14 protein-coding genes are annotated in these 23,583 nt (G+C 64.1%); 3 read left to right on the forward strand and 11 right to left on the reverse strand.

All coding sequences use genetic code 11. The annotated features are described in order from the left end of the window. Nucleotides 1–26: 26 nt before the first annotated feature. The 4 genes from mapR to M5B96_RS16600 all read right to left on the reverse strand — a co-directional run bounded on the left by mapR (nucleotide 27) and on the right by M5B96_RS16600 (nucleotide 3,805). Nucleotides 27–1,445, reverse strand: a complete 1,419-nt coding sequence (gene mapR, locus M5B96_RS16585; protein ID WP_248797817.1) for a GntR family transcriptional regulator MpaR — start codon at nucleotides 1,443–1,445, stop codon at nucleotides 27–29. Nucleotides 1,446–1,729: 284 nt separating this feature from the next. After that, a complete protein-coding gene (gene ccoG, locus M5B96_RS16590; RefSeq protein ID WP_248797818.1) occupies nucleotides 1,730–3,142 on the reverse strand; it encodes a cytochrome c oxidase accessory protein CcoG in 1,413 nt (470 codons plus the stop codon). A 271-nt stretch (nucleotides 3,143–3,413) separates the two neighbouring features. After that, nucleotides 3,414–3,575 carry a hypothetical protein gene (locus M5B96_RS16595; protein WP_412548613.1) on the reverse strand — a complete coding sequence of 54 codons (162 nt, stop codon included), beginning with the start codon at nucleotides 3,573–3,575 and terminating at the stop codon, nucleotides 3,414–3,416. A gap of 71 nt (nucleotides 3,576–3,646) precedes the next feature. Beyond that, entirely contained in the window at nucleotides 3,647–3,805 is a 159-nt protein-coding gene (locus M5B96_RS16600; protein ID WP_248797819.1) for a hypothetical protein, read from the reverse strand. Between the two features lie 250 nt (nucleotides 3,806–4,055). Between M5B96_RS16600 and M5B96_RS16605 the strand changes: the two genes are divergently transcribed. From M5B96_RS16605 to glgB, 3 genes are all read left to right on the forward strand, one after another. Further along, on the forward strand, nucleotides 4,056–6,056 hold the full coding sequence (locus tag M5B96_RS16605) for an alpha-1,4-glucan--maltose-1-phosphate maltosyltransferase (protein ID WP_248797820.1): 2,001 nt from the start codon (nucleotides 4,056–4,058) through the stop codon (nucleotides 6,054–6,056). Nucleotides 6,057–6,308: 252 nt separating this feature from the next. Next, nucleotides 6,309–9,644, forward strand: coding sequence for a maltose alpha-D-glucosyltransferase (gene treS / locus M5B96_RS16610; RefSeq protein ID WP_248797821.1), 3,336 nt, complete (start codon nucleotides 6,309–6,311; stop codon nucleotides 9,642–9,644). Next, on the forward strand, nucleotides 9,644–11,872 hold the full coding sequence (glgB, locus tag M5B96_RS16615; protein WP_248797822.1) for a 1,4-alpha-glucan branching protein GlgB: 2,229 nt from the start codon (nucleotides 9,644–9,646) through the stop codon (nucleotides 11,870–11,872). Before treS ends, glgB begins: the two co-directional genes overlap by 1 nt. A gap of 191 nt (nucleotides 11,873–12,063) precedes the next feature. On the opposite strand, the gene M5B96_RS16620 is transcribed toward glgB, so the two are convergent. The 7 genes from M5B96_RS16620 to treZ all read right to left on the reverse strand — a co-directional run bounded on the left by M5B96_RS16620 (nucleotide 12,064) and on the right by treZ (nucleotide 23,578). Next, complete coding sequence (locus M5B96_RS16620; RefSeq protein WP_248797823.1) at nucleotides 12,064–13,110, reverse strand: autotransporter outer membrane beta-barrel domain-containing protein; 1,047 nt, start codon at nucleotides 13,108–13,110, stop codon at nucleotides 12,064–12,066. Nucleotides 13,111–13,417: 307 nt separating this feature from the next. Next, nucleotides 13,418–14,170, reverse strand: coding sequence for a PIG-L deacetylase family protein (locus tag M5B96_RS16625; protein ID WP_248797824.1), 753 nt, complete (start codon nucleotides 14,168–14,170; stop codon nucleotides 13,418–13,420). Nucleotides 14,171–14,311: 141 nt separating this feature from the next. Further along, the gene (glgX, locus tag M5B96_RS16630) at nucleotides 14,312–16,471 is read right to left on the reverse strand and encodes a glycogen debranching protein GlgX (RefSeq protein ID WP_248797825.1); all 2,160 of its coding nucleotides are present in this window, start codon (nucleotides 16,469–16,471) and stop codon (nucleotides 14,312–14,314) included. 181 nt (nucleotides 16,472–16,652) lie between these two features. Next, nucleotides 16,653–16,937, reverse strand: a complete 285-nt coding sequence (locus M5B96_RS16635) for a DUF2934 domain-containing protein (RefSeq protein ID WP_248797826.1) — start codon at nucleotides 16,935–16,937, stop codon at nucleotides 16,653–16,655. 16 nt (nucleotides 16,938–16,953) lie between these two features. Beyond that, entirely contained in the window at nucleotides 16,954–19,695 is a 2,742-nt protein-coding gene (locus M5B96_RS16640; RefSeq protein WP_248797827.1) for a malto-oligosyltrehalose synthase, read from the reverse strand. Beyond that, nucleotides 19,692–21,773 (reverse strand): 4-alpha-glucanotransferase, encoded by a 2,082-nt coding sequence (malQ, locus tag M5B96_RS16645; protein WP_248797828.1) that lies wholly within the window; start codon nucleotides 21,771–21,773, stop codon nucleotides 19,692–19,694. Before malQ ends, M5B96_RS16640 begins: the two co-directional genes overlap by 4 nt. Beyond that, complete coding sequence (gene treZ, locus M5B96_RS16650; RefSeq protein ID WP_248797829.1) at nucleotides 21,770–23,578, reverse strand: malto-oligosyltrehalose trehalohydrolase; 1,809 nt, start codon at nucleotides 23,576–23,578, stop codon at nucleotides 21,770–21,772. Before treZ ends, malQ begins: the two co-directional genes overlap by 4 nt. Between the last annotated feature and the right edge of the window lie 5 nt (nucleotides 23,579–23,583).

The following is a 23,583-nucleotide window of genomic DNA, read 5'->3' on the forward strand; positions in this document are numbered from 1 at the left end:
GATGTGGTGTTCTTGAGATTGTCTGCTCACTGATCCAGCAACGAACGCACAATCCGTCCCAGGGTCTCCATCGCCTGCTCCGATATTTCGCTCCACGGGCTGCCGTAGTTCAAACGGATGCAGTTGCCAAAGCGTTGGGTCGGCGAAAAGATCGGCCCCGGGGCGATGCTGATGCCCTGGGCCAGGGCGATCTGGAACAGTTTCAGCGAGTCCAGCTGTTCCGGCAGTTCCAGCCACAGGAAGTAACCGCCGCCCGGCTGGCTGACCCGGGTCTGCGCCGGGAAGTAGCGGGCAATCGCCGCCAGCATGGCGCTCTGCTGTTCCTCCAGGGCGTAACGCAGTTTGCGCAGGTGCCGGTCGTAGCCGCCGTTTTGCAGATAGTCGGCCAGGGCCGCCTGGGCCGGCATCGAGGCGCACAGCGAGGTCATCAGCTTGAGCCGCTCGACCTTCTGCGCGTAACGTCCCGCCGCCACCCAGCCGATGCGATAACCCGGCGCCAGGCTCTTGGAGAAGGAGCCGCAGTGCATCACCAGGCCTTCGGTGTCGAAGGCCTTGGCCGGTTTCGGTGCCTGTTGGCCGTAATACAGCTCGGCGTAGACATCGTCTTCGATCAGCGGTACCTGATATTGGCGCAGCAACTCCACAAGCGCTTGCTTCTTCGCCTCGGGCAGGGTCGCGCCGAGAGGATTCTGGAAGCTGGTCATGCACCAGCAGGCCTTGATCGGATGGCGTTCCAGGGTCTGGGCCAGCACCCCGAGGTCGATGCCGTCGCGCGGATGCACCGGGATTTCCACCGCCTTGAGCTTGAGGCGTTCCAGCACTTGCAGGCAGGCATAGAAGGCCGGGGCCTCAATGGCCACCAGGTCGCCGGGCTCGGTGACGGCCTGCAGGCACAGGTTCAGCGCTTCCAGCGCGCCATTGGTGATCAGCAGTTCTTCCATGGGCAGCATCAGCCCACCGACCATATAACGCAGGGCGATTTGTCGACGCAGTTGCGGGTTGCCCGGTGACAGGTCGGTGACCACCATGCGCGGGTCCATCTCGCGGCTGGCACTGGCCAGGGAACGGGACAGGCGTTGCAGGGGAAACAGCGTCGGGCTCGGGAAGGCCGAGCCGAACGGCACGGTGGCGGGGTCCTTGATGGAGTCCAGCACCGAGAACACCAGTTCGCTGACATCGACCTCGGTGGACTCGTTGACCTGGCTGCTGATCGCCGGCTCCGAGAACGGGCTGGGGGTATGGGCGTTGACGAAGTAGCCGGAACGCGGCCGGGCGCGGATCAGGCCGCGGCGCTCCAGCAGGTAGTAGGCCTGGAACACGGTGGACGGGCTGACCCCGTAGGTCTGGCTGGCGTAGCGCACCGACGGTACCCGCTGGCCGGGGCCGAGGACGCCGGTGCGGATCAGTTCGGCGATGTCGTCGGCGAATTTTTCGTAGCGTTTCATGGAGGCTTGACTCATTCATAAAGGCACGCAACAGCGAATTGTCTTTACACCGTTGTGGCGAGCGGGCTTGTCGGAACGCCGCACCGCCGCGCTGGGGCGCGTAGCGGCCCTAAAGCCAGCGATTGTGGTGTATCAGGCAGAACGAGTTTTCTGGTTTTACGGCTGCTTCGCAGCCGAGCGCGGGCAAGCCCGCTCGCCACAGGACTGTGTTCAACTGAAACTGAAACTGAAACTGAAACTGAAACTGAACTGCAACTGGCATCGGCGTTCGCGATTCTAAGGCATCAACGGTTCAGCGGGGCGACAAAGCGGCTCTTCGCCACGCTGTAGACAGCGGGCTCGTCACGCTCGACTACCTTGAAACTCAGCTCCTGCGAGCTGCTTTTCGGCGTCTCGCCAAGCATCGCCACCGACACCGGCAGGTCGGCGATTTCACCCGCCGCCAGGCTCAATTCGGTCTTGCCCCGCAACTGGAAACCGTCGCTGTCTACCAGCTCCAGGCGATAACGCTGGGGCTGCTGGGTCTTGTTGATGACCTTGAGGCTGTAGATATTCTCGATCTGGCCCTGGCTGTTTTCCCGGAACAGCCCACGGTCCTTGCTCACGTCCAGCGAGACCATGGGCCGCTCCACCAGGGCCATGGCCAGGGCACCGATCATCACCAGCAGCACGCCGCTGTAGCCGATCAGGCGCGGGCGCAGCAGATGGGTCTTGCCGCCTTGCAACTGATGCTCGGAGGTATAGCTCACCAGGCCACGGGCATAGCCCATCTTGTCCATGATCGAATCGCAGGCATCGATGCAGGCCGCGCAGCCGATGCACTCCATCTGCAGGCCGTCGCGGATATCGATCCCGGTGGGGCAGACCTGCACGCACATCTGGCAGTCGATGCAATCCCCCAGGCCGATGCTGGCCGGCGCCACATCGCGTTTGCGCGGACCGCGGTTTTCGCCGCGGGCGGGGTCGTAGGAAATGGTCAGGGTGTCCTTGTCGAACATCACGCTCTGGAACCGCGCGTAGGGGCACATATGCATGCACACCGCTTCGCGCAGCCAGCCGGCGTTGATATAGGTGGCAGCGGTGAAAAACACTACCCAGAACAGGCTGACACCGCCGATCTGCAGGGTCATCAGTTCCTGGGCCAGGGGGCGGATCGGCGTGAAGTAGCCGACGAAGGTCAAGCCGGTCAGCAGGCTGATCCCCAGCCACAATGTATGCTTGGCGGCGCGCCGGGCCAACTTGTTCGGGCCCCAGGGCGCCGCTTGCAGTTTGATGCGTTGGTTGCGCTCGCCCTCGGTGACTTTCTCGCACCACATGAACAGCCAGGTCCACGAGCTTTGCGGGCAGGTATAACCGCACCAGACCCGCCCGGCGAACACGGTGATGGCGAACAGGCCGAAGGCACAGATGATCAGCAGCGCCGAGAGCAGGATAAAGTCCTGGGGCCAGAAGGTTGCGCCAAAGATATGGAAGCGGCTTTCGGCCAGATCCCAGAGCACCGCCTGGCGGCCGCCCCAGTTCAGCCACGCCGTGCCGAAGAACAGCAGGAACAGAAAGCCCGCACCACCCAGGCGCAGGTTACGAAACAGTCCGCTGAAGCTGCGGGTGTGGATCAATTGGTCGGTAGATTTGGCCTTCACCCTTGGACGCAAGGGCTCGAAGGTTTCAATACTCTGGACGGGGATTCTCTCGCTCATGGTCTGTCGCTCGTCAGCCTCCATCAGGCCTGGGCACTATGCCGGGCGAACTGTTTGCATAACAGACTCAGGTATTTCAATAAAAAGCGGATCAGATGAGGGCGCGCGGCAGCCTGCGACAGGTTGTCCTACCCTGTGCCGCTCACTGCCGTCGTGCCTTGTGGCGCCGGACGGAAAGTCCCGGCGGCGCTGCTGACACAGGTCAATCAAATCACCGAATCACTGTCACTCGCCTTAATGTGATGGCGACCGTCAACGCTGCCGGCGACGGTCAGCGCGTCGGTAATCCGATGAACTGGCCGTCCAGTTCGGCGCGGGACATGCTTTTGCCGTCGTCGGTACTGATACGCACGGCACTGGCTGGGCCATGCAGACCGATATCGCCTTGCTCCAGGGCAAAGCTTTGGTTCGAAGGTTCGATATGCACGGGCATGGTGCTCTCCTTGTGTTCCGGGGATCGCGCGGCTGAGGCGCTATTCCCGTCTATGCTTCAGGCGCGCCGCGTCAGGCGATCACTGGTGGCATGGTGGTCGGCGGATCGACCTTGGGCGGTGGTGTGCTGCCTGGCGGTTCTTGCTCGGGTACTGGTTGCGGCTCGGTCGGTGGCAGGGTCGGTTGGTCGATATTGGGATCAGGCGTTTCTGCCGGAATCGGAATATTCATGAAGCTGGCCTCCTTTATGCGTGCTTCAGATGGGGGGGCCGGTTATGGCTCAAGACACCCGGTACAGCGGTTGACCCTGGGGCGGTGCGCTTGACTCCCGCTTGATGACGAGTGGCGTTTGCGGCCAATCGATCTGAACTTTTGTTCCTGCGGCGGGCTCCGAACTGAAGCAACCTTTTCCAGGATGAAGCCGGTGGTCATGCAGATTACGCAGAGTGGAGCGTCCATGGGGCGTAAGGAGTGAGGCTCGATGTCAGCTGATAAACCGTTGGACGAAGAGGGCACCGAAGTCCTGCCCCTGTCCCAGGCCTTGCTGCTGCCGCGCATCGCCATTGAAAGCGTGGCGCCTACCGTCGATGGTGGGCAGTTCGCGGTCAAGGCGGTGGCGGGGCAGGAGCTGCTGGTGAGCGCCAAGGTGTTCGCCGACGGCCACGACAAGCTGGCGGTGCTGCTGGCTTGGCGAAACCTTGCCGACGCCGAGTGGCAACACACGGCCATGGCCGATAAAGGCAACAATGCCTGGCAGGGCCGCCTGCGAGTCGGTGAACAGGGGCGCTACGCCTATCGGATCGAGGCCTGGATCGATCAGTTCGCCAGCTTCTGCTACGAACTGGAGAAGAAGTTCGTGGCCGGCCTGCCCATCGATCTGGAATTGCAGGAGGGGCGCACGCAAGTGCTGCATGCCATCGAGCGCAGCCATGACGAGGTGGCGATGAGCTTGACGGCCTTGTACGAGGAATTGCTGCACCTGTCGAACGACGGCCAGGTCGAGCGCTTGCTCAAGCCCGCCACGGCGGTATTGATGCGCAAGGCCGACCACCATGCCTACCTGAGTCGCAGTTACGATTTTCCCCTGGACGTGGAACGCAGCCTGGCGCAGTTCGCCAGCTGGTACGAACTGTTTCCCCGTTCGATCACTGAGCGGGCGTCCCGTCACGGCACCTTCAATGATGTGCACGGCCGCCTGCCGATGATTCGCGACATGGGCTTCGACGTGCTGTATTTCCCGCCGATCCATCCCATCGGTCGCAGCTACCGCAAAGGCCCGAACAATGCCCTGGTTGCCGGGCCCGACGATCCGGGTAGTCCGTATGCGATCGGCAGCGAGGAGGGCGGGCATGAGGCGATTCATGCGCAATTGGGCAGTCGCGAGGATTTTCGCCGGCTGGTCAGTGCCGCGGCCGAGCATGGCCTGGAAATCGCCCTGGATTTCGCCATCCAGTGTTCCCAGGACCATCCGTGGTTGCAGCAACATCCCGGCTGGTTCAACTGGCGGCCGGACGGCAGCATCAAGTACGCGGAGAATCCGCCGAAAAAATACCAGGACATCGTCAACGTCGACTTCTATGCCGCCGAGGCGATTCCCAGCCTCTGGGTCGAGCTGCGGGATATCGTGTTGGGCTGGGTTGCCGAGGGGGTAACGCTGTTTCGCGTCGACAACCCCCACACCAAGCCGCTGCCGTTCTGGCAATGGTTGATTGCCGATGTGCGCGGTGTCCATCCCGAGGTGATCTTTCTCGCCGAGGCCTTCACCACGCCGGCGATGATGGCGCGGCTGGGCAAGCTCGGTTATTCCCAGAGCTACACCTACTTCACCTGGCGCAACACCAAGGCTGAACTGTCCGCCTATTTCACCGAGCTTAACGAGTCGCCCTGGCGCGAGTGCTTCCGGCCGAATTTTTTCGTCAATACGCCGGATATCAACCCGGCTTTCCTCCATCATTCGGGACGCGCCGGGTTCCTCATTCGCGCGGCGCTGGCGACCATGGGCTCAGGGCTTTGGGGCATGTACTCGGGCTTCGAACTGTGCGAGTCGGCGGCCTTGCCGGGCAAGGAGGAATACCTGGACTCGGAGAAATACGAGATCCGTCCGCGGGACTTCAACGCGCCGGGCAACATCATCGCCGAGATCGCCCAGCTCAATCGTATCCGTCGCCAGCATCCGGCCTTGCAGACGCACCTGGGGTTGCAGGTCTACAACGCCTGGAACGACAACATCCTGTATTTCGGCAAGCGCACCGCGGACCTGGAGAGTTTCATCCTGGTGGCGGTCAGCCTCGATCCGCATAACGCCCAGGAAGCGCATTTCGAGTTGCCCTTGTGGGAGTTCGGCCTGGCTGATGACGCCGCCACCCGTGGCGAAGACTTGATGAACGGCCACACCTGGACCTGGCACGGCAAGACCCAGTGGATGCGCATCGAGCCCTGGCACCAGCCGTTCGGCATCTGGCGGATCAGCAAAATCCGATGATGGGCACCTTTGTGGCGAGCGGGCTTGCCCGCGCTGGGCTGCGAAGCAGCCCCAAAGTCAGATTGCTCGGGGTGTCAGGAAAAATGCATTCGCGGATTTTACGGCCGCTTCGCAGCCGAACGGGGGCAAGCCCCCTCGCCACAAATCTCAGCCAGACTCGAGATTGCGCTTAATTGAACAGCATCAGGACAAATCCTCTAGCCACAAGGTGTGGTGCCAGTCGGACCGAGTAAGAATTCCAAGGAGTTACCCATGGCGAAGAAAAACCGCCCAGCCAGCTTTATCGACGACCCGCTCTGGTACAAGGACGCTGTGATCTACCAGGTTCACGTCAAATCCTTCTTCGACTCGAACAACGATGGCATCGGTGACTTTCCCGGCTTGATCGCCAAGCTCGACTACATCGCCGACCTCGGCGTGAACACCATCTGGCTGCTGCCGTTCTATCCCTCGCCACGCCGCGACGATGGCTACGATATCGCCGAATACCGTGGCGTCCACAGCGACTACGGGACGCTGGCCGATGCCAAGCGCTTTATCGCCGAAGCCCACAAGCGGGGCCTGCGGGTCATCGCCGAGCTGGTGATCAACCACACCTCCGACCAGCACCCCTGGTTCCAGCGCGCGCGCCTGGCCAAGCCCGGCTCCAGCGCCCGTGACTTCTACGTCTGGTCCTATACCGACGACAAATACACCGACACCCGGATCATCTTTCTCGACACCGAGAAGTCCAACTGGACCTGGGATCCGGTGGCCGGCCAGTACTTCTGGCACCGTTTCTACGCCCACCAGCCGGACCTGAATTTCGACCACCCGCCGGTGCTCAAGGCGGTGCTGGCGGTGATGCGCTACTGGCTCGACCTGGGTATCGACGGCCTGCGCCTGGATGCCATTCCCTACCTGATCGAGCGTGACGGTACCAACAACGAGAACCTGCCCGAGACCCACCAGGTGCTCAAGCGCATCCGCGCCGAAATCGATGCGCACTACCCCGACCGCATGCTGCTGGCCGAAGCCAACCAGTGGCCGGAAGACACCCAGCTGTACTTTGGCGACAAAAGAGGCGACGACGGCGACGAATGCCATATGGCCTTCCACTTCCCGCTGATGCCGCGCATGTACATGGCGCTGGCCCAGGAGGATCGCTTCCCGATCACCGATATCCTGCGCCAGACCCCGGAAATCCCGGCCAATTGCCAATGGGCGATCTTTCTGCGCAACCACGATGAACTGACCCTGGAAATGGTCACCGACCGTGAGCGCGACTACCTCTGGAACTACTACGCCGCCGACCGTCGGGCGCGGATCAACCTCGGTATCCGCCGCCGCCTGGCGCCGCTGATGGAGCGCGACCGCCGCCGCATCGAGCTGCTCAACAGCCTGCTGCTGTCGATGCCGGGCACGCCGACCCTGTACTACGGCGATGAAATCGGCATGGGCGACAATATCTACCTGGGCGACCGCGATGGTGTGCGCACGCCGATGCAATGGTCCATCGACCGCAACGGTGGCTTCTCCCGCGCCGACCCGGCCAGTCTGGTATTGCCGCCGATCATGGATCCGCTCTACGGCTATCAGACGGTCAACGTCGAGACCCAGGCCGGCGACCCCCATTCGCTGCTGAACTGGACCCGCCGCCTGCTGGCGGTGCGCAGGCAACAGAAGGCCTTCGGCCGCGGCAGCCTGAAAATGCTTTCACCGAACAACCGCCGGATCCTTGCCTATACCCGCGAATACACCGGGCCCGATGGCAAGAACGAGATCATCCTGTGTGTCGCCAACGTGTCCCGCACCGCCCAGGCGGCGGAGCTTGAGCTGTCGGCGTTCGCAGGCAGAGTGCCGGTGGAGATGCTCGGCGGCAACGCGTTCCCGCCCATCGGCCAGCTCAACTTCCTGCTGACCCTGGCGCCTTACGGTTTCTACTGGTTCCTGCTCGCCACGGAAACGCAGATGCCCAGCTGGCATGTGGAGCCGGTGCAGAGCCTGCCGGACTTCACCACCCTGGTGCTGAAGAAACGCATGGAAGAGCTGCTTGAAAGCCCTTCGCGCATCGCCCTGGAGCAGACCATCCTGCCGGAGTGGTTGCCCAAGCGGCGCTGGTTCGCCGGCAAGGATACGGCGCTCGAACAGGTGCGCCTGGTCTATGGCGTACGCTTCGGTGACCCGCAGCACCCGGTGCTGCTGGGTGAAGTCGAAGTCACGGCCGGCGGCCAGAGCAGCCGTTACCAGTTACCGTTCGGGTTTCTGGCTGAGGAACAGGCCAGCACCGCATTACCGCAACAGTTGGCCATGGCCCGGGTCCGCCGGGGTCGGCAGGTGGGCCTGATCACCGATGCGTTCAACCTCGAGCCGTTTATCCGCGCCGTGATCGACGGCATGCGCGCTGATACGGTCTTGGCCGGAGGCGGTGGCGAGCTGCACTTTCGCGCCGAGCCCGAACTCAAGGCGCTGGAACTGTCCGCCGAGATGGCGGTGCGCTACCTGTCCTCCGAGCAGTCCAACAGTTCGGTGGTGGTGGCCGAGCGGATCATGCTCAAGCTGATCCGCAAGGTCAGTGCCGGTGTGCACCCGGAACTGGAAATGAGTGCCTACCTCACCGCCACCGGTTTCCAGCATATATCGCCGTTGCTGGGCTCGCTGGTGCGCCGCGATGCCGAGGGCGAAGACAGCCTGCTGATGATCGCCCAGGGGTTGCTCAACAACCAGGGCGATGCCTGGAGCTGGACCCAGAACAACCTCGAGCGGGCGATCCGCGATGAATTGGCCGACGCTGTTTCGGACCACGAGCAGCATTTCAATGCGCTCGGTGAGCTAGCGGATTTCGCTGGGTTTCTCGGCCAGCGCCTGGGCGAGATGCACCTGGTGCTCGCGGCGCCCAGCGACGATCCGGCCTTCAGTGCCCAGGTGAGTACGGCCAAGGATGCGCAGCACTGGGGCAAGACGATCGGCGGCCAGATGGAGCATGCCTTGCGATTGCTCAAGCAGCACCAGCAGGCACTGCCGGAGAATGAGCAGGCGCTGGTGGGGCGCCTTCTGGAGCAGAAAACAGCCATTCTTGACTACATCCGGAGACTGGCCGGTCAGGTGGTGGGTGGTCTGCGCCTGCGGGTCCATGGCGACCTGCACCTGGGCCAGGTGCTGGTGGTGAAGGGCGATGCCTACCTGATCGACTTCGAAGGTGAGCCCGCCCGTTCGTTGCAGGAGCGTCGCGGCAAGCACAGCCCTTACAAAGATGTCAGTGGTGTGTTGCGTTCGTTCGACTACGCTGCGGCCATGGCCTACAGCAGTGCCACGGTCCTTGATCCGTCGGGAGCTGTCGGGCCGGCCAGTCGACGCGTCACCCAGCGTTATCTGAAGGACGCCCGCAAGGCCTTTATCCAGGCATATCGGCGGGCGACGGCTAGTCTTGTACAGGCGTGGCAGGATCCGGCCGGCGAAGAGGCGGCCCTGACCCTGTTCAGCCTGGAGAAGGCCGCATATGAAATTGTCTATGAGGCGGAAAATCGCCCGGCCTGGCTCAGCGTGCCGTTGCAGGGGTTGAGCGGGTTGTTGAGTGAAGTGAAAACCTTGTCCGGTGGAGAGCAGTGATGAGTTTGAGCAAGGAACAAGGTAAAAGCGTGAACCGTGCATTGCCTGCGAAGAAGGATATCGAGGCCCTGGTACGGGCCGAACACCAGGACCCGTTTGCCATCCTCGGCCCCCATGACGACGATGCCGGAGGGCAGTATATCCGCGCCTTCCTGCCGGGCGCCCTGAGTGTCCAGGTCTTGACCCGCGACAGCGAGCAGGTGCTGGGCAGTCTCGACGGCAGCGAGGTACCGGGGTTGTTTGTCGGACACTTCTCGCAGCGCCAGCCGTATCTGTTGCGTATCCAGTGGGCGGCGGGAGAGCAGGTCTGCGAGGACCCGTACAGTTTCGGAGCCTTGCTCGGTGAGATGGATCTCTACTTGTTCGCCGAGGGCAATCATCGCGACCTGAGCAGTTGCCTGGGGGCCCAGGTGACCCGGGTCGACGGCGTCGACGGCGTGCGTTTCGCGGTCTGGGCGCCGAACGCCCGACGGGTCTCGGTGGTCGGTGACTTCAACGTCTGGGACGGGCGCCGGCACCCGATGCGCCTGCGCCACCCCAGCGGTGTCTGGGAAATCTTTGTGCCGCGCCTGCAGGCGGGGGAGGCCTACAAGTACGAGATTCTCGGCAAGGACGCGATCCTGCCGCTCAAGTCCGACCCCATGGCCCTGGCCACCCAGCTGCCGCCGGACACCGCTTCGCGCGTCGCTTCACCCTTGCGCATCGACTGGCAGGACCAGGCCTGGATGGAGTCGCGCGGCGCCCGGCATCGGCACGATGCGCCGCTGTCGATCTATGAACTGCATGCCGGCTCCTGGCAGTGCGAGATCGATGAAGTCGGCGAGGTGTCCCGGCAGTACACCTGGAGCGAGCTGGCCGAGCGGCTGATTCCCTATGTCCGGCAACTGGGCTTCACCCATATCGAACTGATGCCGATCATGGAACATCCGTTCGGCGGCTCCTGGGGTTATCAGCCGCTCTCGCAGTTTGCGCCGAGTGCGCGTTATGGCAGCCCGGACCAGTTCGCCGCGTTTGTCGATGCCTGCCACCGGGCTGAAATCGGCGTGATCCTCGACTGGGTGCCGGCGCACTTTCCCACCGATACCCATGGCCTGGCGCAGTTCGACGGCACCGCCTTGTATGAGTACGGCAATCCGCTGGAAGGCTTTCACCAGGACTGGGACACCCTGATCTACAATCTCGGGCGCACCGAGGTGCACGGCTTCATGCTGGCCTCGGCGCTGCACTGGCTCAAGCATTTCCATGTCGACGGCCTGCGGGTGGATGCGGTGGCGTCGATGCTCTACCGCGATTATTCACGCAAGGCCGGCGAGTGGGTACCGAACCGTTATGGTGGTCGGGAAAACCTCGAGGCCATCGAGTTCGTGCGTCATCTCAACGACGTGGTGGCCCTGGAGGTCCCCGGTGCCCTGGTGATCGCCGAGGAGTCCACGGCCTGGCCGGGCGTCAGCCAAGGCACCCAGCAGGGCGGGTTGGGCTTCGCCTACAAATGGAACATGGGCTGGATGCACGATTCGCTGCACTACATCCAGCAGGACCCGGTCTACCGTGCCCATCATCACAACGAACTGAGTTTCGGCCTGGTGTATGCCTGGTCCGAGCGCTTTATCCTGCCGATTTCCCATGACGAAGTGGTGCACGGCAAGCATTCGCTGATCGACAAGATGCCCGGTGATCGCTGGCAGAAGTTCGCCAACCTGCGCGCCTACCTGAGTTTCATGTGGGCGCACCCGGGCAAGAAGCTGCTGTTCATGGGCTGCGAGTTCGGCCAGTGGCGCGAGTGGAATCACGATCAGCAACTGGACTGGTACCTGCTGCAATACTCCGAGCACCTCGGGGTGCAGAAGCTGGTGGGCGACCTGAACCGCCTGTATCGCGAGGAGCCGGCGCTTTACGACCAGGATGATGTGCCGCAGGGCTTCCAGTGGTTGATCGGCGACGATGCGACCAACAGCGTCTACGCTTGGTTGCGCTGGAGCCGGGAAGGGCGGCCGCTGCTGGTGGTGGCCAACTTCACGCCGGTGCCGCGCGAGGCTTATCGGATCGGCGTGCCCTTTGCCGGGCAGTGGAAGGAAGTGATCAACAGCGATGCGGCGATGTATGCCGGCTCCAACTATGGCAATGGCGGCGGGGTTTCCACCGAGGAGCACGCCAGCCATGGCCAGCCTGCGTCGTTGGTCTTGAACCTGCCGCCGCTGGCGGTGTTGATGTTGCGACCTGAGGGGTGAGTCGGGCGCGGTTTTTGTGGCGAGCGGGCTTGCCCGCGCTCGGCTGCGAAGCAGACGCAAAACCTGTGACCGTGTTCTATCTGATGCATCGCGGTCACAGGTTTTAGGGGCGCTTCGCGCCCCGGCGCGGGCAAGCCCGCTCGCCACAAGGTCGCGCTCGGATTCGGTTTCTTGATGGCAAGCCTCGCCACCTACCAACGCATCCGTACCCCGACGTTGCCGATGATGCCGTTGAGGCCGGTATCGTCGGAGGTGCCGCTGTAGTCCGCGCTGACATACAGGCTGACCGTCGGCGACACCTTGGCCACCAGCCCCAGCCCGAGTTCCACGGTGGAGCTGTTGCGACTCATGGCGATCTTGTCGACCGGCTCCAGGCTCACCGGGCTACCGCTGCCGAACGTGTGCCAGAAGTTGGTCCGCAGGTAGGGTTCCAGCGGCAGGCCGCTCAGTTCATAACTGCCTTTGAGACGGGCGCCGATCCGGCCACTCCAGAGTGACGGGTCGGCGGAGGTATTCGCCTGCCCGGGCGTGTCCACGCTACCTTGCTGGTTGACCACCTGGGCCTGGGGTTCGATGATCCAGTGCTGGCCCAGCCCGATCGGGAACCCGCCCTCCAGCGAAAACGTCGTTTGTCGTGCCGCCAGGCCTTGCAGGGTGCCCTGGTCGGAGCGGGTATAGACCGTGCTCTGGTTGTTCATGGCGGTCAGGTTGACATGCCAGCCCTGTTGCCCGGTCAGGCTCCAGAACGCCCCGAGATTATTCCCCTGGGGACTCAGGCCATCGGTGCGCGGGTCGCGGGGCGCGGTGACAAACGCGTCGGCCCGATCCAGTGCGCCGCTGCTCCCGGTAAAGACCCCGGCCGTCAAGGTCTGGCCACCGCTGTGGTTGCTGTACAGGCCGGGAATAACCAGCAGGTTGCCAAAGGCGCCGGCAAACAGCGGATCGAGGTTGCCGACCTCACCCTGGCCCAGGGTGCGGTCATGGAAGCGAACCGCCGGATCGGGATCAGCGCTGCCCGGTACAATGCCGGCGAACCGCCAACCCGGCAACTGGCCGCTGTTGTTCAGTATCGGCAATCGACCCAGCGGCAAGGGCGGGAGCGTGTCGCCCTGGTACCAGGGGTGGAAGTCTTCTTCGAAAGGCGCTGCCTGGAGATCAAGGGCGCAGCACAGTAAAAGGGCAGTCGAAATCGTATAAGCCGTGGTCCTCAGGCTGGGGTGGGTCATGAACGTTTTCATCGGGTGTTCCTTGCGGTCGCATAAATACCTGCACTGGCGTCTCTCCTGCCCCCGGACGAGGGACGGCCGAAATCATCGAGGCAAGCTCCGGCGACCCGCTGCGGCGGGTATCCGGAGGCTTGCCCCTTGGGTTTTGAAACCGGGGGTAGTCACTTGTAGCTAAGGAGAGGTGCAGGTCTGCGTCAAGAAAATAGCGAATAAATAGATCTGTTTGATCAGTATTTTCAAGTCGTTGATCAATCGGCTATTTAGTCTATTCAGGCGGAGTCTGAGCAGGCCCGGAAAGACCACCTTTGCCTCGCGCTGCTCAGATAAACACCATCTCGAACGGTTGCCGCGCCCGTTCGAGCAGGGCCGGTACCAAGACCGGTGGCAGGCCCAGCTCCGGGTCGCCTTGCAGGTGGCTGTGGTAGGCATGCGCGGCATGCAGCTTGCGGGCGATGCCCCAGGTGTCGAGGCGGATCTTGCGGGCCCGGTGCCAAGGGATCAGGCCTTCGTCGCGCAATGGCCGGAACCAGGCATGCACGGGGATCTCCAGCAGCGTTGCGCCGCTGGCGCTACAGGCTTGGGCGGCGGCGCGGCCGACGCTGTCATGATCGGCAATGCCGTCTTCGCGCCAGGTGGTCAGCACCACGTCGTCGGGGCGCAGGTAGCGTCGCAGGAATTGGCTGAGCGGCTGTTCCTGTTGTTCCAGTGCACCGTGGCGAAAGCCGCCGCGAATCCATTTCAGCCGGTGCAGTTCCAGGCCCAGGCGGCGCAAGGCTTCGGCACTTTCCTGGGGGCAGACCACACTCAGGCGGCTTGAGGGCCACAGGGTCGAGCCAGGGTAGAGGGCACTGCCATCGGTAATCGAGATCAGCAGCAGCGGGTGTTCGAGGGTCGCGAGCAGCTGCAGCAGGCCGCCGCAACAATGCACTTCGTCACCGGGATGCGGGGCGATCACCACCGCCCGGGCACCGGGCCGGATCAGGCGGTGCAGACCGATGCTCGGGACACGGGCCAACTGCCGTGAGTTCCAGATCAGCGGGGCAACTTCGTTGCGTGCGGCTTGGGTTCTCATGATATTTGTCACTTCCTTGTGTGGACTTGCACGCATTCTTCATCAGCCTTGATGCGTCCGGTGTCGACTGGCGACCCGGGAATGCGCGAGTGAGTATCGCCCAAACCGACTGAAGTGCGACTTTTATTGCTGGAAAAAACGTCAGGTTTCTTCACCACGTTGCAATTCGAACATCACCAACGAACGCCCGGTGAGGGTGTATTCGCTGTCAAAGGCAAAACGCTCCTGGCCCTTGACCTGCGGGTCGTTGGTATCGATCACGCAGGTCCAGTCCATGCCTTGCGGTACTTCCGGCAAGCGGAAGTTGACGCCGTCGTGGTGGGCGTTGACCGCCAACAGCAAGGTCGCATCGGCGCCGGTGCGGGAAACGCCGGAGACCTGGGCGCGGCCGTCGAGCAGCATGCCCAGGCAGCGGCCATTGCCGTCGTGCCAGTGTTCGGTGGTCATTTCCTGGCCGTCCGGCGCCAGCCAGGTGACGTCCTTGATTCCCAGTTGCTCGTTGTAGTCGCCGACCAGGAAGCGCCCGCGGCGCAGGATGGGGTAGGCCAGGCGCAGCTTGATCAGGCGCTTGACGAACTTGAGCAACGACTTGCCATCCTCGTCCAGCTCCCAGTTGACCCAGCCGATTTCGCTGTCCTGGCAGTAGGCGTTGTTGTTGCCATATTGGGTGCGGGCGAACTCGTCGCCGGCGACGATCATCGGCGTGCCCTGGGCCAGCAGCAGGGTGGCGAAGAAGTTGCGCATCTGCCGCAGGCGCAGGGTATTGATCGCCGGATCCTCTGTCGGCCCCTCCACACCGTGGTTCCAGGACAGGTTGTTGTTGGTGCCGTCCTGGTTGTTCTCGTCGTTGGCTTCGTTGTGCTTGTCGTTGTACGACACCAGGTCGTGCAGGGTGAAGCCGTCATGGGCGGTGATGAAGTTGATCGAGGTGTAGGGGCGTCGGCCGCGCTGGTCGAACAGGTCGCCGGAGGCGGTCATGCGCCGGGCGAAGTCGGCGAGCTGGCCGTCGTCGCCTTTCCAGAAGGCGCGCACGGTGTCGCGGAAACGGTCGTTCCACTCGGCCCAGCCCGGCGGGAAGCCGCCTACCTGATAGCCGCCGGGGCCGCAGTCCCAGGGTTCGGCGATGAGCTTGACCTGGCGCAGCACCGGGTCCTGGCGGCAGGCGACGAGGAAGCTGTGCCGTTCGTTGAAACCGTCGTGGTAGCGGCCGAGGATGGTCGCCAGGTCGAAGCGGAAACCGTCCACGTGCATTTCCGTGGCCCAGTAGCGCAGCGAGTCGGTGACCATCTGCAGCACGCAGGGATGGCTCAGGTCCAGGGTGTTGCCGGTGCCTGAGTCGTTGATGTAGAAACGCTTGTCGTCGGGCATCAGGCGGTAGTAGGAGGCGTTGTCGATGCCACGCATGGACAGGGTCGGGCCCTGCTCGTTGCCTTCGGCGGTGTGGTTGTAGACCACGTCGAGGATCAGCTCCAGGCCGGCTTCGTGCAGGTGCGCGACCATCTCCTTGAATTCGGCGATCTTGCCGCTGGCCAGGTAGCGCGGGTCGGGGGCGAAGAAGGCGATGCTGTTGTAGCCCCAGTAATTGGTCATGCCTTTTTGCAGCAGGTGCTGGTCGTTGACGAAGGCGTGGATCGGCAGCAGCTCCACCGAGGACACCCCGAGCTTGCGGATATGTTCCAGCACCTCGTCGACCATCAACCCGGCGAAGGTCCCGCGCACCGCGTCCGGCACCGCCGGGTGGCGCATGCTGAAGCCGCGTACATGGGTTTCATAGAGCAGGGTACGCTCCCAGGGCACATTGACCCGCTGGTCGTGGCCCCAGGTGTGGGCCGGGTCGATGACCTTGCTCTTGGGTACGAAGGGCGCGCTGTCGCGCTCGTCGAAGCTGAGGTCGGCGTCGGGGTGGCCGATGGTGTAGCCGAACAGTGCTTCGGACCATTTCAACTGGCCGACCAGTTGCTTGGCGTAGGGATCGATCAGCAGTTTGTTGGGGTTGAAGCGATGGCCGTTCTGCGGATCGTAGGGGCCGTATACCCGGTAGCCGTAGATCAGCCCGGGATGGGCGTCAGGCAGATAGCCGTGGAAGATCTCGTCGGTGTATTCGGGCAGATCGATGCGTTCGAGCTCGACTTCACCGCTGGCGTCGAACAAGCACAGTTCGACCCTGGTGGCATTTGCGGAAAACAACGCGAAGTTGACCCCCAGGCCATCCCAGGTGGCCCCGAGCGGGAAGGGCAGGCCTTCGCGGATTCGCGAGGGCTGGGCTTCGGGCGTGGGTTCGGGCTTTTTCGGCTTGGTCATGGGCGCTCCTGCGGGTGTATTCGGTGGCGCGGTGTACGGATCGAAGGTTCATGTTGGCAATAACGCCACGTACCTGTGGGAGCGGAGCTTGCCCGCGAAGCTTTTGGCGATCTTCAGGACCTCTTCGCGGGCAAGCTCCGCTCCCACATCAGTACGTGCTGTCTTCAGTACCGTACAAGGCTCAACTGGCTGACGGCTTGCGTGGCGTTCGCGGTTTCTTTTCTGCGGCCGGTTTGGCGGCGGTGGTAGCCGGCTTCGCTGCCGTTTTCGGCGCAGCCGCCGGCTTGGTGGCAACCTTGGGCTTGGCGGCGGGTTTGGCCACCGGCGGCTTTTTCGGCGCCAGAGCCTCGGCTTCCGCCAGCTTGCGCGCCATCTCCCAATGTCGGGACTCCTGGCCCGTGGGGCGACCCTCCGATTCCCAGATCTGGTAAGCAAATTCGCGGATGCGTTTTTCGTCGGTGCTCATCGCCATGCTCCTGAACTCAAGTTTGGATAAAGAGATTGACCGGGAAATCTCCGAGTGCCGCACCGACCATCAGCTCGCTATGGGGTGTGACTGCGCACATCGAAAAAAGTCCCTTTAATTTTCGCCCCGGTGCGGCGAACGGCAGTTTGACCCGCGTATCGCCCCAAACCAGTGCCTGTACCCGCGGCAGTCGAGTATCTGCCAGTAACCTGGCTGCCTGCCTGGGTACGATCACAATGGCCCGCTGCGTCGACGAGCTACGCATGAAGGCCAGTACATGCCCGGCCTGTTCGCCGAGCACTTCCAACGGTTGATAATCGCCGCGACCGAAGACCCTCCCATGTTCGGCCCGCACCGCCAGCGTACGGGCAATCAAGGCCTGTTTGAGGCGACCGCTGCGCCAGTCCGCCAGCAGCGCTTCAGGCGATACCGACTGGTGCAACGCTCGTTGCCGCTCAGTGAAATCCACTGGTCGGCGATTGTCCGGATCCACCAGGCTGAAGTCCCAGAACTCATTGCCCTGGTACAGGTCCGGCACACCCGGTACGGTCATGCGCAGCAAACACTGGGCCAGACTGTTGAGCGCGCCGGCCGCGGCGATTTTTTCCACCGCCGCCGCCAACGCCCGGCGCAGCGGCAGGCCGACGGAGCGGGTCAGCAGCGCGTCGAGGAAAGCCTGGCAGGCCTGTTCGTAGGCCTCGTTCGGTGCGCTCCAGCTGCTGTGCAGCTTGGCTTCGCGCAGTGCCTTGTTTTGCCATTGCCCGAGACGCCCGGCGTAATCGCGCAGCGCGGCCGGATCGTCGCTCGACAGTGTCAGCGGCCAACTGCCCAGCAGTGCCTGGTAGAGGATCAACTCGTCCGCCGCCGAGGGCGCCTGGGGATCAGCGCGCAGGGCTTGGGCCAGTTCACGAAAGCCGAGCACCTGTTCGACGTACCATGGGGCGCATTCGCTCAGCACCGCCAGTCGCGCGCGGCTGTCCTCGCCCCGTTTGTGATCATGGGTGGCGCTGGTCAACAGGTTGTCCGGGAAGTTTTCCAGGCGTTGTTGATTGGCGGCATGGAAGTCGATCACGGGCGCACTGAAGCGCTCGCTGGAAAAACCCACGTCGTTGCGCGACAGCAGCACCGCCGAGCGATAGAACGCCGTATCTTCCACAGCCTTGGCCGCGGTCGGCGAGGTCAGTTGCTGGAAGCGCACGCAGGCATGCTTGAGCAGCTTGCGCTGACGGCCCGGTGCACGCCTGCGCCAGGGGTGCCCGCCGAGCCACTGTTGCAGGTAGTCGAGCAGCGGCCAGTCGGCCTCGCCGAGGGTGGTACGGGCGCCGGCCAGGGCCTGTTGGAAAAAAACCTCGTCCTCGGCCGGGCGACCATTGGCATTGATGTAGGTGCGGTACACCGGGTAGTGCACGATCAATGCCTGCAAGGCCCGGCGAATGGCGCCAAGGGTCAGGTCGCGGCTCATCAGGTCGTCCCGGGCCACCTGCAGCAGGGCCTGGGCCACGCTTTCACAATCCCCGGCGAGTCCACCGGCGAGGATCTGCTGGCGAGCCAGCCGGGCTTCCTCGGCGAACTCGGCGGGGCGTTCGCTCAAGCGGCTCCAGAGTTCGCTCAAGGGTTGCTCGCCACGCGGATCGTGTTGCAGCAGCGACACCTGATCCATGAATTCGTAGCCGGTGGTGCCATCCACCTGCCAGTCACGGGGCAGGCTTTCGCCCAGGCCGAGGATCTTCTCCACATAGATCGGCAGGTGCCGTCCGGGGGCCAGGCGATCGACCCGCCGGCGCAGCTTGCGGCAGTATCCGCGCGGGTCGGCGAGCCCGTCGATATGATCGATGCGCAGGCCATCGACCAGGCCATCCTCGATCAGTTGGAAAATTTTCCGGTGGGTGGCCTCGAACACCGCCGGGCGCTCGACCCGCAGGCCGCCCAGTTCGTTGACATCGAAGAAGCGCCGCCAATTGATGTCGTCGGCGGCAGTACGCCAACTGGCGAGGCGGTAGTGCTGGCGTTCCAGCAGCCGGTGCAGGCGCTGGAAACCCTCGGGCCGGCGCGAGTCATAGCGGGCGAGGTTCTGCTCGATGGCGGCATGCAGATCGCCGCGTTGTGCAAGTTCAGCGCGCAAGACCCGCGCCTGGGCATAGGCGTCGGGCAGGCTGTTCAGGGCCTTGAAGTGCCCGGCCAGGGTTTCCAGCTGGGGGATGTCGGCCAGTATCTGTGCGTAATCCCGGGGACAGATGGGGAAGCGGTGCTGGTAATGTTCGACATGGAAGCCGCCAAGCCCGGCATCGAAGCGCAAGGGGATGGCGCCTTCCTGCAAGGCCACGCCGTAGTCGCTACCGAGGAAGGGCATCAGCAACTGCCCCTCGAGCAACGGGTCGGGTGAGTGCCACTGGATATCGAAGAATTCGCCGTAGGGGCTCAGCCGTCCCCATTCCAGCAGGTCCAGCCACCAGGGATTGTCCGCGCCGCCGACCGCCATATGGTTGGAGACAATGTCGAGGATCAGGCCCATGTCGTGTTGGTGCAGGGTCTGCACCAGGCGTCGCAGCGCCGCTTCGCCGCCCAGTTGTGGGTTGACCCGGGTCGGGTCGACCACGTCGTAGCCGTGCATGGAGCCGTCGCGCGCGGTGAGCAGCGGTGAGGCATAGAGATGGCTGATGCCCAGTTGCGCGAAGTAGGGCACCAGCGGCACCGCGTCATCGAGGCTGAACCCTCGATGAAATTGCAGGCGCACCGTCGCACGCAAGGGTGGGTTCATCGGTCACGCTCGGCGGCCTGGAGGCGGGCACAGGCCAGCAGTTCCAGGCGGCGGGCGGCGTCCACATCGTCGAGCAACTGGCTGCTGTCGCCGGGCAGGCGGCGTCGCCAGTTGGGGTGACTGTTGAGGGTGCCGGGCAGGTTGGCCTGTTCCTCGACCCCCAGGGCGTCCTCCAGCGGCAGCAACACCAGCGGTGCCCGGGTATGGCCGAGGAAACGCACGCTGGCATCGAGGACCTGGTCGGTCTCATGGGACTCATCGCGGAAATTCTGCGGGTCGCTGCTCAAGGCGCGTCGCAGGCCCTCGCGTTCGTGCTGGCGGGTTTCGCGCCAGTGATCGGCGGTGGCGCCATCGACCAGCCCGAGCTGGATGTTCCAGTCGATATCCCGGGCATGCCACCAGCCGTTGAGGGTCGGCAGGTCGTGGGTGCTGGTGATGGCCAGCGCGTTGTCCGGCCAGTCGAGGATCGGCCGGAAACGATGGTCGTATTCCTGCTCGAACAACAGCACGCGCATGCCGAGGATCGAGCGCGCGGCGAGTTTTTCCCGCAGGCCCTCGGGCACCGTGCCGAGGTCTTCGCCGAGCACCACCGCCTGGTGGCGGGCGGACTCCAGGGTCAGCAGGCGCAGCAGGTCGTCCACCGGGTAATACAGGTAGGCGCCGTCACTCGGCGGCGAGCCGAGGGGGATCACCCAGAGCCGTTGCAGGCCCATCACATGGTCGATACGCAAGCCGCCGGCATGGGCGAAGTTGGCCCGCAGCATTTCGATAAAGGCACGGAAACCGTGGCGCTTCAGGCCCTCCGGGGCGAAGGCCGAGATGCCCCAGCCCTGCCCGGTGCGGTTGAGGATATCCGGCGGCGCGCCGACGGTGAGTTCGGCCAGTAGTTCGTCCTGTCGGCTCCAGGCCTGGCTGCCGCCGCCATCGGCACCGACGGCGAGGTCGGCGATCAGGCCGATGCCCATGCCGCTGTCGCGGGCGGCGTTTTGCACGCGCTCAAGGCACTCGGCGATCAGCCATTGGCTGAAGGCGTAGAAGCCGATCTCCTCGGCCTGTTGCTCGGCGAAGATGGCCAGGGCCGGGTTGTCGGGATGGTGCCAGGCCGAGGGCCAGTGTCGCCAGTCGGTACTTTCGCCGCGGGCGATGCAGGCCGCTTGCAGGGCTTCGAAGCGACAGTGATTTTCCAGGGCCTCGCCGCCGGCCTGGCGAAAGCGCGCGAAGTCGACGGCGCGCGGGTGAGTGCCGACGCGAAAAACGTCGTACAGCGCACGCAACAGGCGCTGTTTGGCACGGGCGGCGCGGGGCCAGTCGATCAACGGCAGTGCTTCCAGTTGCTGCAGTTCATCGGCCAGTCCGGTGGTGTCGATGGCCTGGCGCAGGGCGGCTTCACCGAGAATCGCTTGCGGTGCCGCATACAGACTGTTGAGGAACAACCGACTGGACGGCGAGTAGGGGCTGTAGCGTTGCGGGTCGCAGCTGAACATGGCGTGCAACGGGCTGATCGCCAGGGCCTCGGCGCCGCGTTCGCCGGCGGCGCGGACCAGGTTCTCCAGGGCCAGGGTGTCGCCGAAACCGCCGTCGCCGACACGTTGCAGGGCATACAACTGGACTGTCAGGCCCCAGGCGCGGGGGGGAGCGCTGTCGGTGGCCGCCGCCACGCTGTGGCACTGCGCCGGGGCTACGGCGAGGGTGAAGTGCTGGCCGGCGATATGCACTGTCTGGTAGCCCACCGGAACCTTGCCCGGTAGTACCGCGTCCTGGTCCAGGTGCAAGTGCAGGACCGTACCGTTTTCCAGATGCACCTCGCAGGCCGTGTCGGCGGCGAAATAGTGGGCCAGGTCGAGGCCCTTGCCGGCGTCCACGGTCAACAGCGGTGGGAGGTGCTTTTGTTGCTGGGCGAGTTGCAGTTCCAGCAGGCTATTCTCGATGGCCAGGTCGTTGTCGGCGGGATGGCCGAGCCCGGCCAGGACCTTGCGCAAGACCTCGGGTCGGACCTTCTGCGGTCGGCCATTGGCGTCGATCCAATCGACGGCCAGGCCGGCCCGGCTGGCGAGTGTTTCCAGTTGCGCGTCGCTCATGGGTGCTCTCCGGTGGGTGACTGCAAGACGTCCCCGGGGGTCAGGGTAACCAGCGCGCAGTAAGGGGCCAGATGGCCTTCATCCAATTGGCGACTGGCGCCGGCGGTGCTTTCGAACAGCAAGCGAGCTTGAGTGGGTGGGCTATGGCCGACGGATTCGGCACTGAGGTTGAGGTCGATGCGCAGCAGGCTACCGTCGCCCATGCGCCAGCGCGCACTGAGGGCGCCTTCGGCCAGCACCTCGCTGCCCAGGGCCTGGGCGCCGGGGAGCCGGGGGATGATTTCCCGGTGGCGCAGTTCCAGCAGTTGGCGGTAGAGGCGTACGGTGGCCCGGCGGTTGAAGTCGTCGCTTGCGTCGTTCAGGTCGGGGCGCGACTCGTTGAAGCTCTCGACGGCGTTCGGGTCGGGGATATGCGCCCGCCGCGCGGGGTCGGCAAAGGCCGGGAAATCGGCGAATTCGGCGCGACGGCCGTCACGCACGGCGGCGGCCAGTTCGCCGTGGTGATCGGTGAAAAACAGGAAGGGTTCGCAGGCCGCGGTTTCCTCGCCCATGAACAGCAACGGAATCATCGGCGACAACAGCAACAGCACCGTGGCCGCCCTCAGGGCCGGCGTCGGGCAGAGTTGGTTGAGGCGTTCACCGAGGGCGCGGTTGCCGATCTGGTCGTGGTTCTGCAGGAACAGCACGAAGGCGCTGGGCGGCAGATGCGCGCTGGGTTCGCCGCGGCTGCGGCCGTGACGGTCGCGATGGCCCTGGAAAACGAAGCCCTGGCTCAGGCAGCGGGCCAGCTTGCTGGTGGTTTCCCGGGCATAGTCGGCGTAATAGGCGTCGGACTCGCCGGTCAGCAGGACGTGCAGGGCGTTATGGCCATCATCGTTCCACTGGGCGTCAAAGGCTTCCTCCAGCAGGCTGGCCTGGTTGCGTTCGTTTTCCAGGGTCAGCCACACGTGCCGCGCCGGGTCTACCTGGCTGCGGATCGCTTGCGCCAGTTCGTGGAGCAAGGTGCTGTCGTTGATCGCGTGCACGGCATCCAGGCGCAGGCCGTCGAAGCGGTACTCCAGCAACCACATCAGCGCGTTGTCGATGAAAAAGTCACGGACTTCGCGGCGGCGAAAGTCGATCGCCGCGCCCCAGGGGGTCTGCTGGTCGTCGCGGAAGAAGTCCTTGGCGTAGTGGCCGAGGTAGTTGCCGTCCGGGCCGAAGTGGTTGTAGACCACGTCCAGCAACACCATCAGGCCGTGCCCGTGGGCCGTGTCGATCAAGTGCTTGAGGTCCTCGGGCGAACCGTAGCTGGCCTGCGGCGCATAGGGCAGCACGCCGTCGTAGCCCCAGTTGCGTTCGCCGGGGAACTGGCCCAGGGGCATCAGCTCGATGGCGGTGATGCCCAGTTCGGCCAGGCGCGCCAGTTGGCATTCGACCTGGCGATAGCCGCCCAGGGCACCGACGTGCAGTTCGTAGATTACCGCCTCGTGCCAGGGGCGCCCCTGCCAATCCCTGTGTCGCCAGTGATAGGCCAGGGAGTCGACCACCTGGCTCGGCCCGTGCACATCGCCGACCTGGCGCCGCGAGGCCGGGTCGGGCACCAGTCGCTCGCCGTCGATGTGGAAGCGATATTGGCTGCCGACCGGGCAACGGGCCTCGAGGACAAACCAGCCGTCGTGCTGGGGCAGCATGGCCAGGGAACGCCCATCGCCGAGCTCGACGCTGACGTAATAGGCATCCGGGGCCCACAGCGCGAAGCGGGTATGCTCGGCGTCCAGCAGGGTTGCGCCATGAGGCCAGGTTTCCAGAGTCCGTAACGGCATCTATG

It is taken from the genome of Pseudomonas sp. MWU13-2105 (genome assembly GCF_023242315.1).
Classification (GTDB): domain Bacteria; phylum Pseudomonadota; class Gammaproteobacteria; order Pseudomonadales; family Pseudomonadaceae; genus Aquipseudomonas.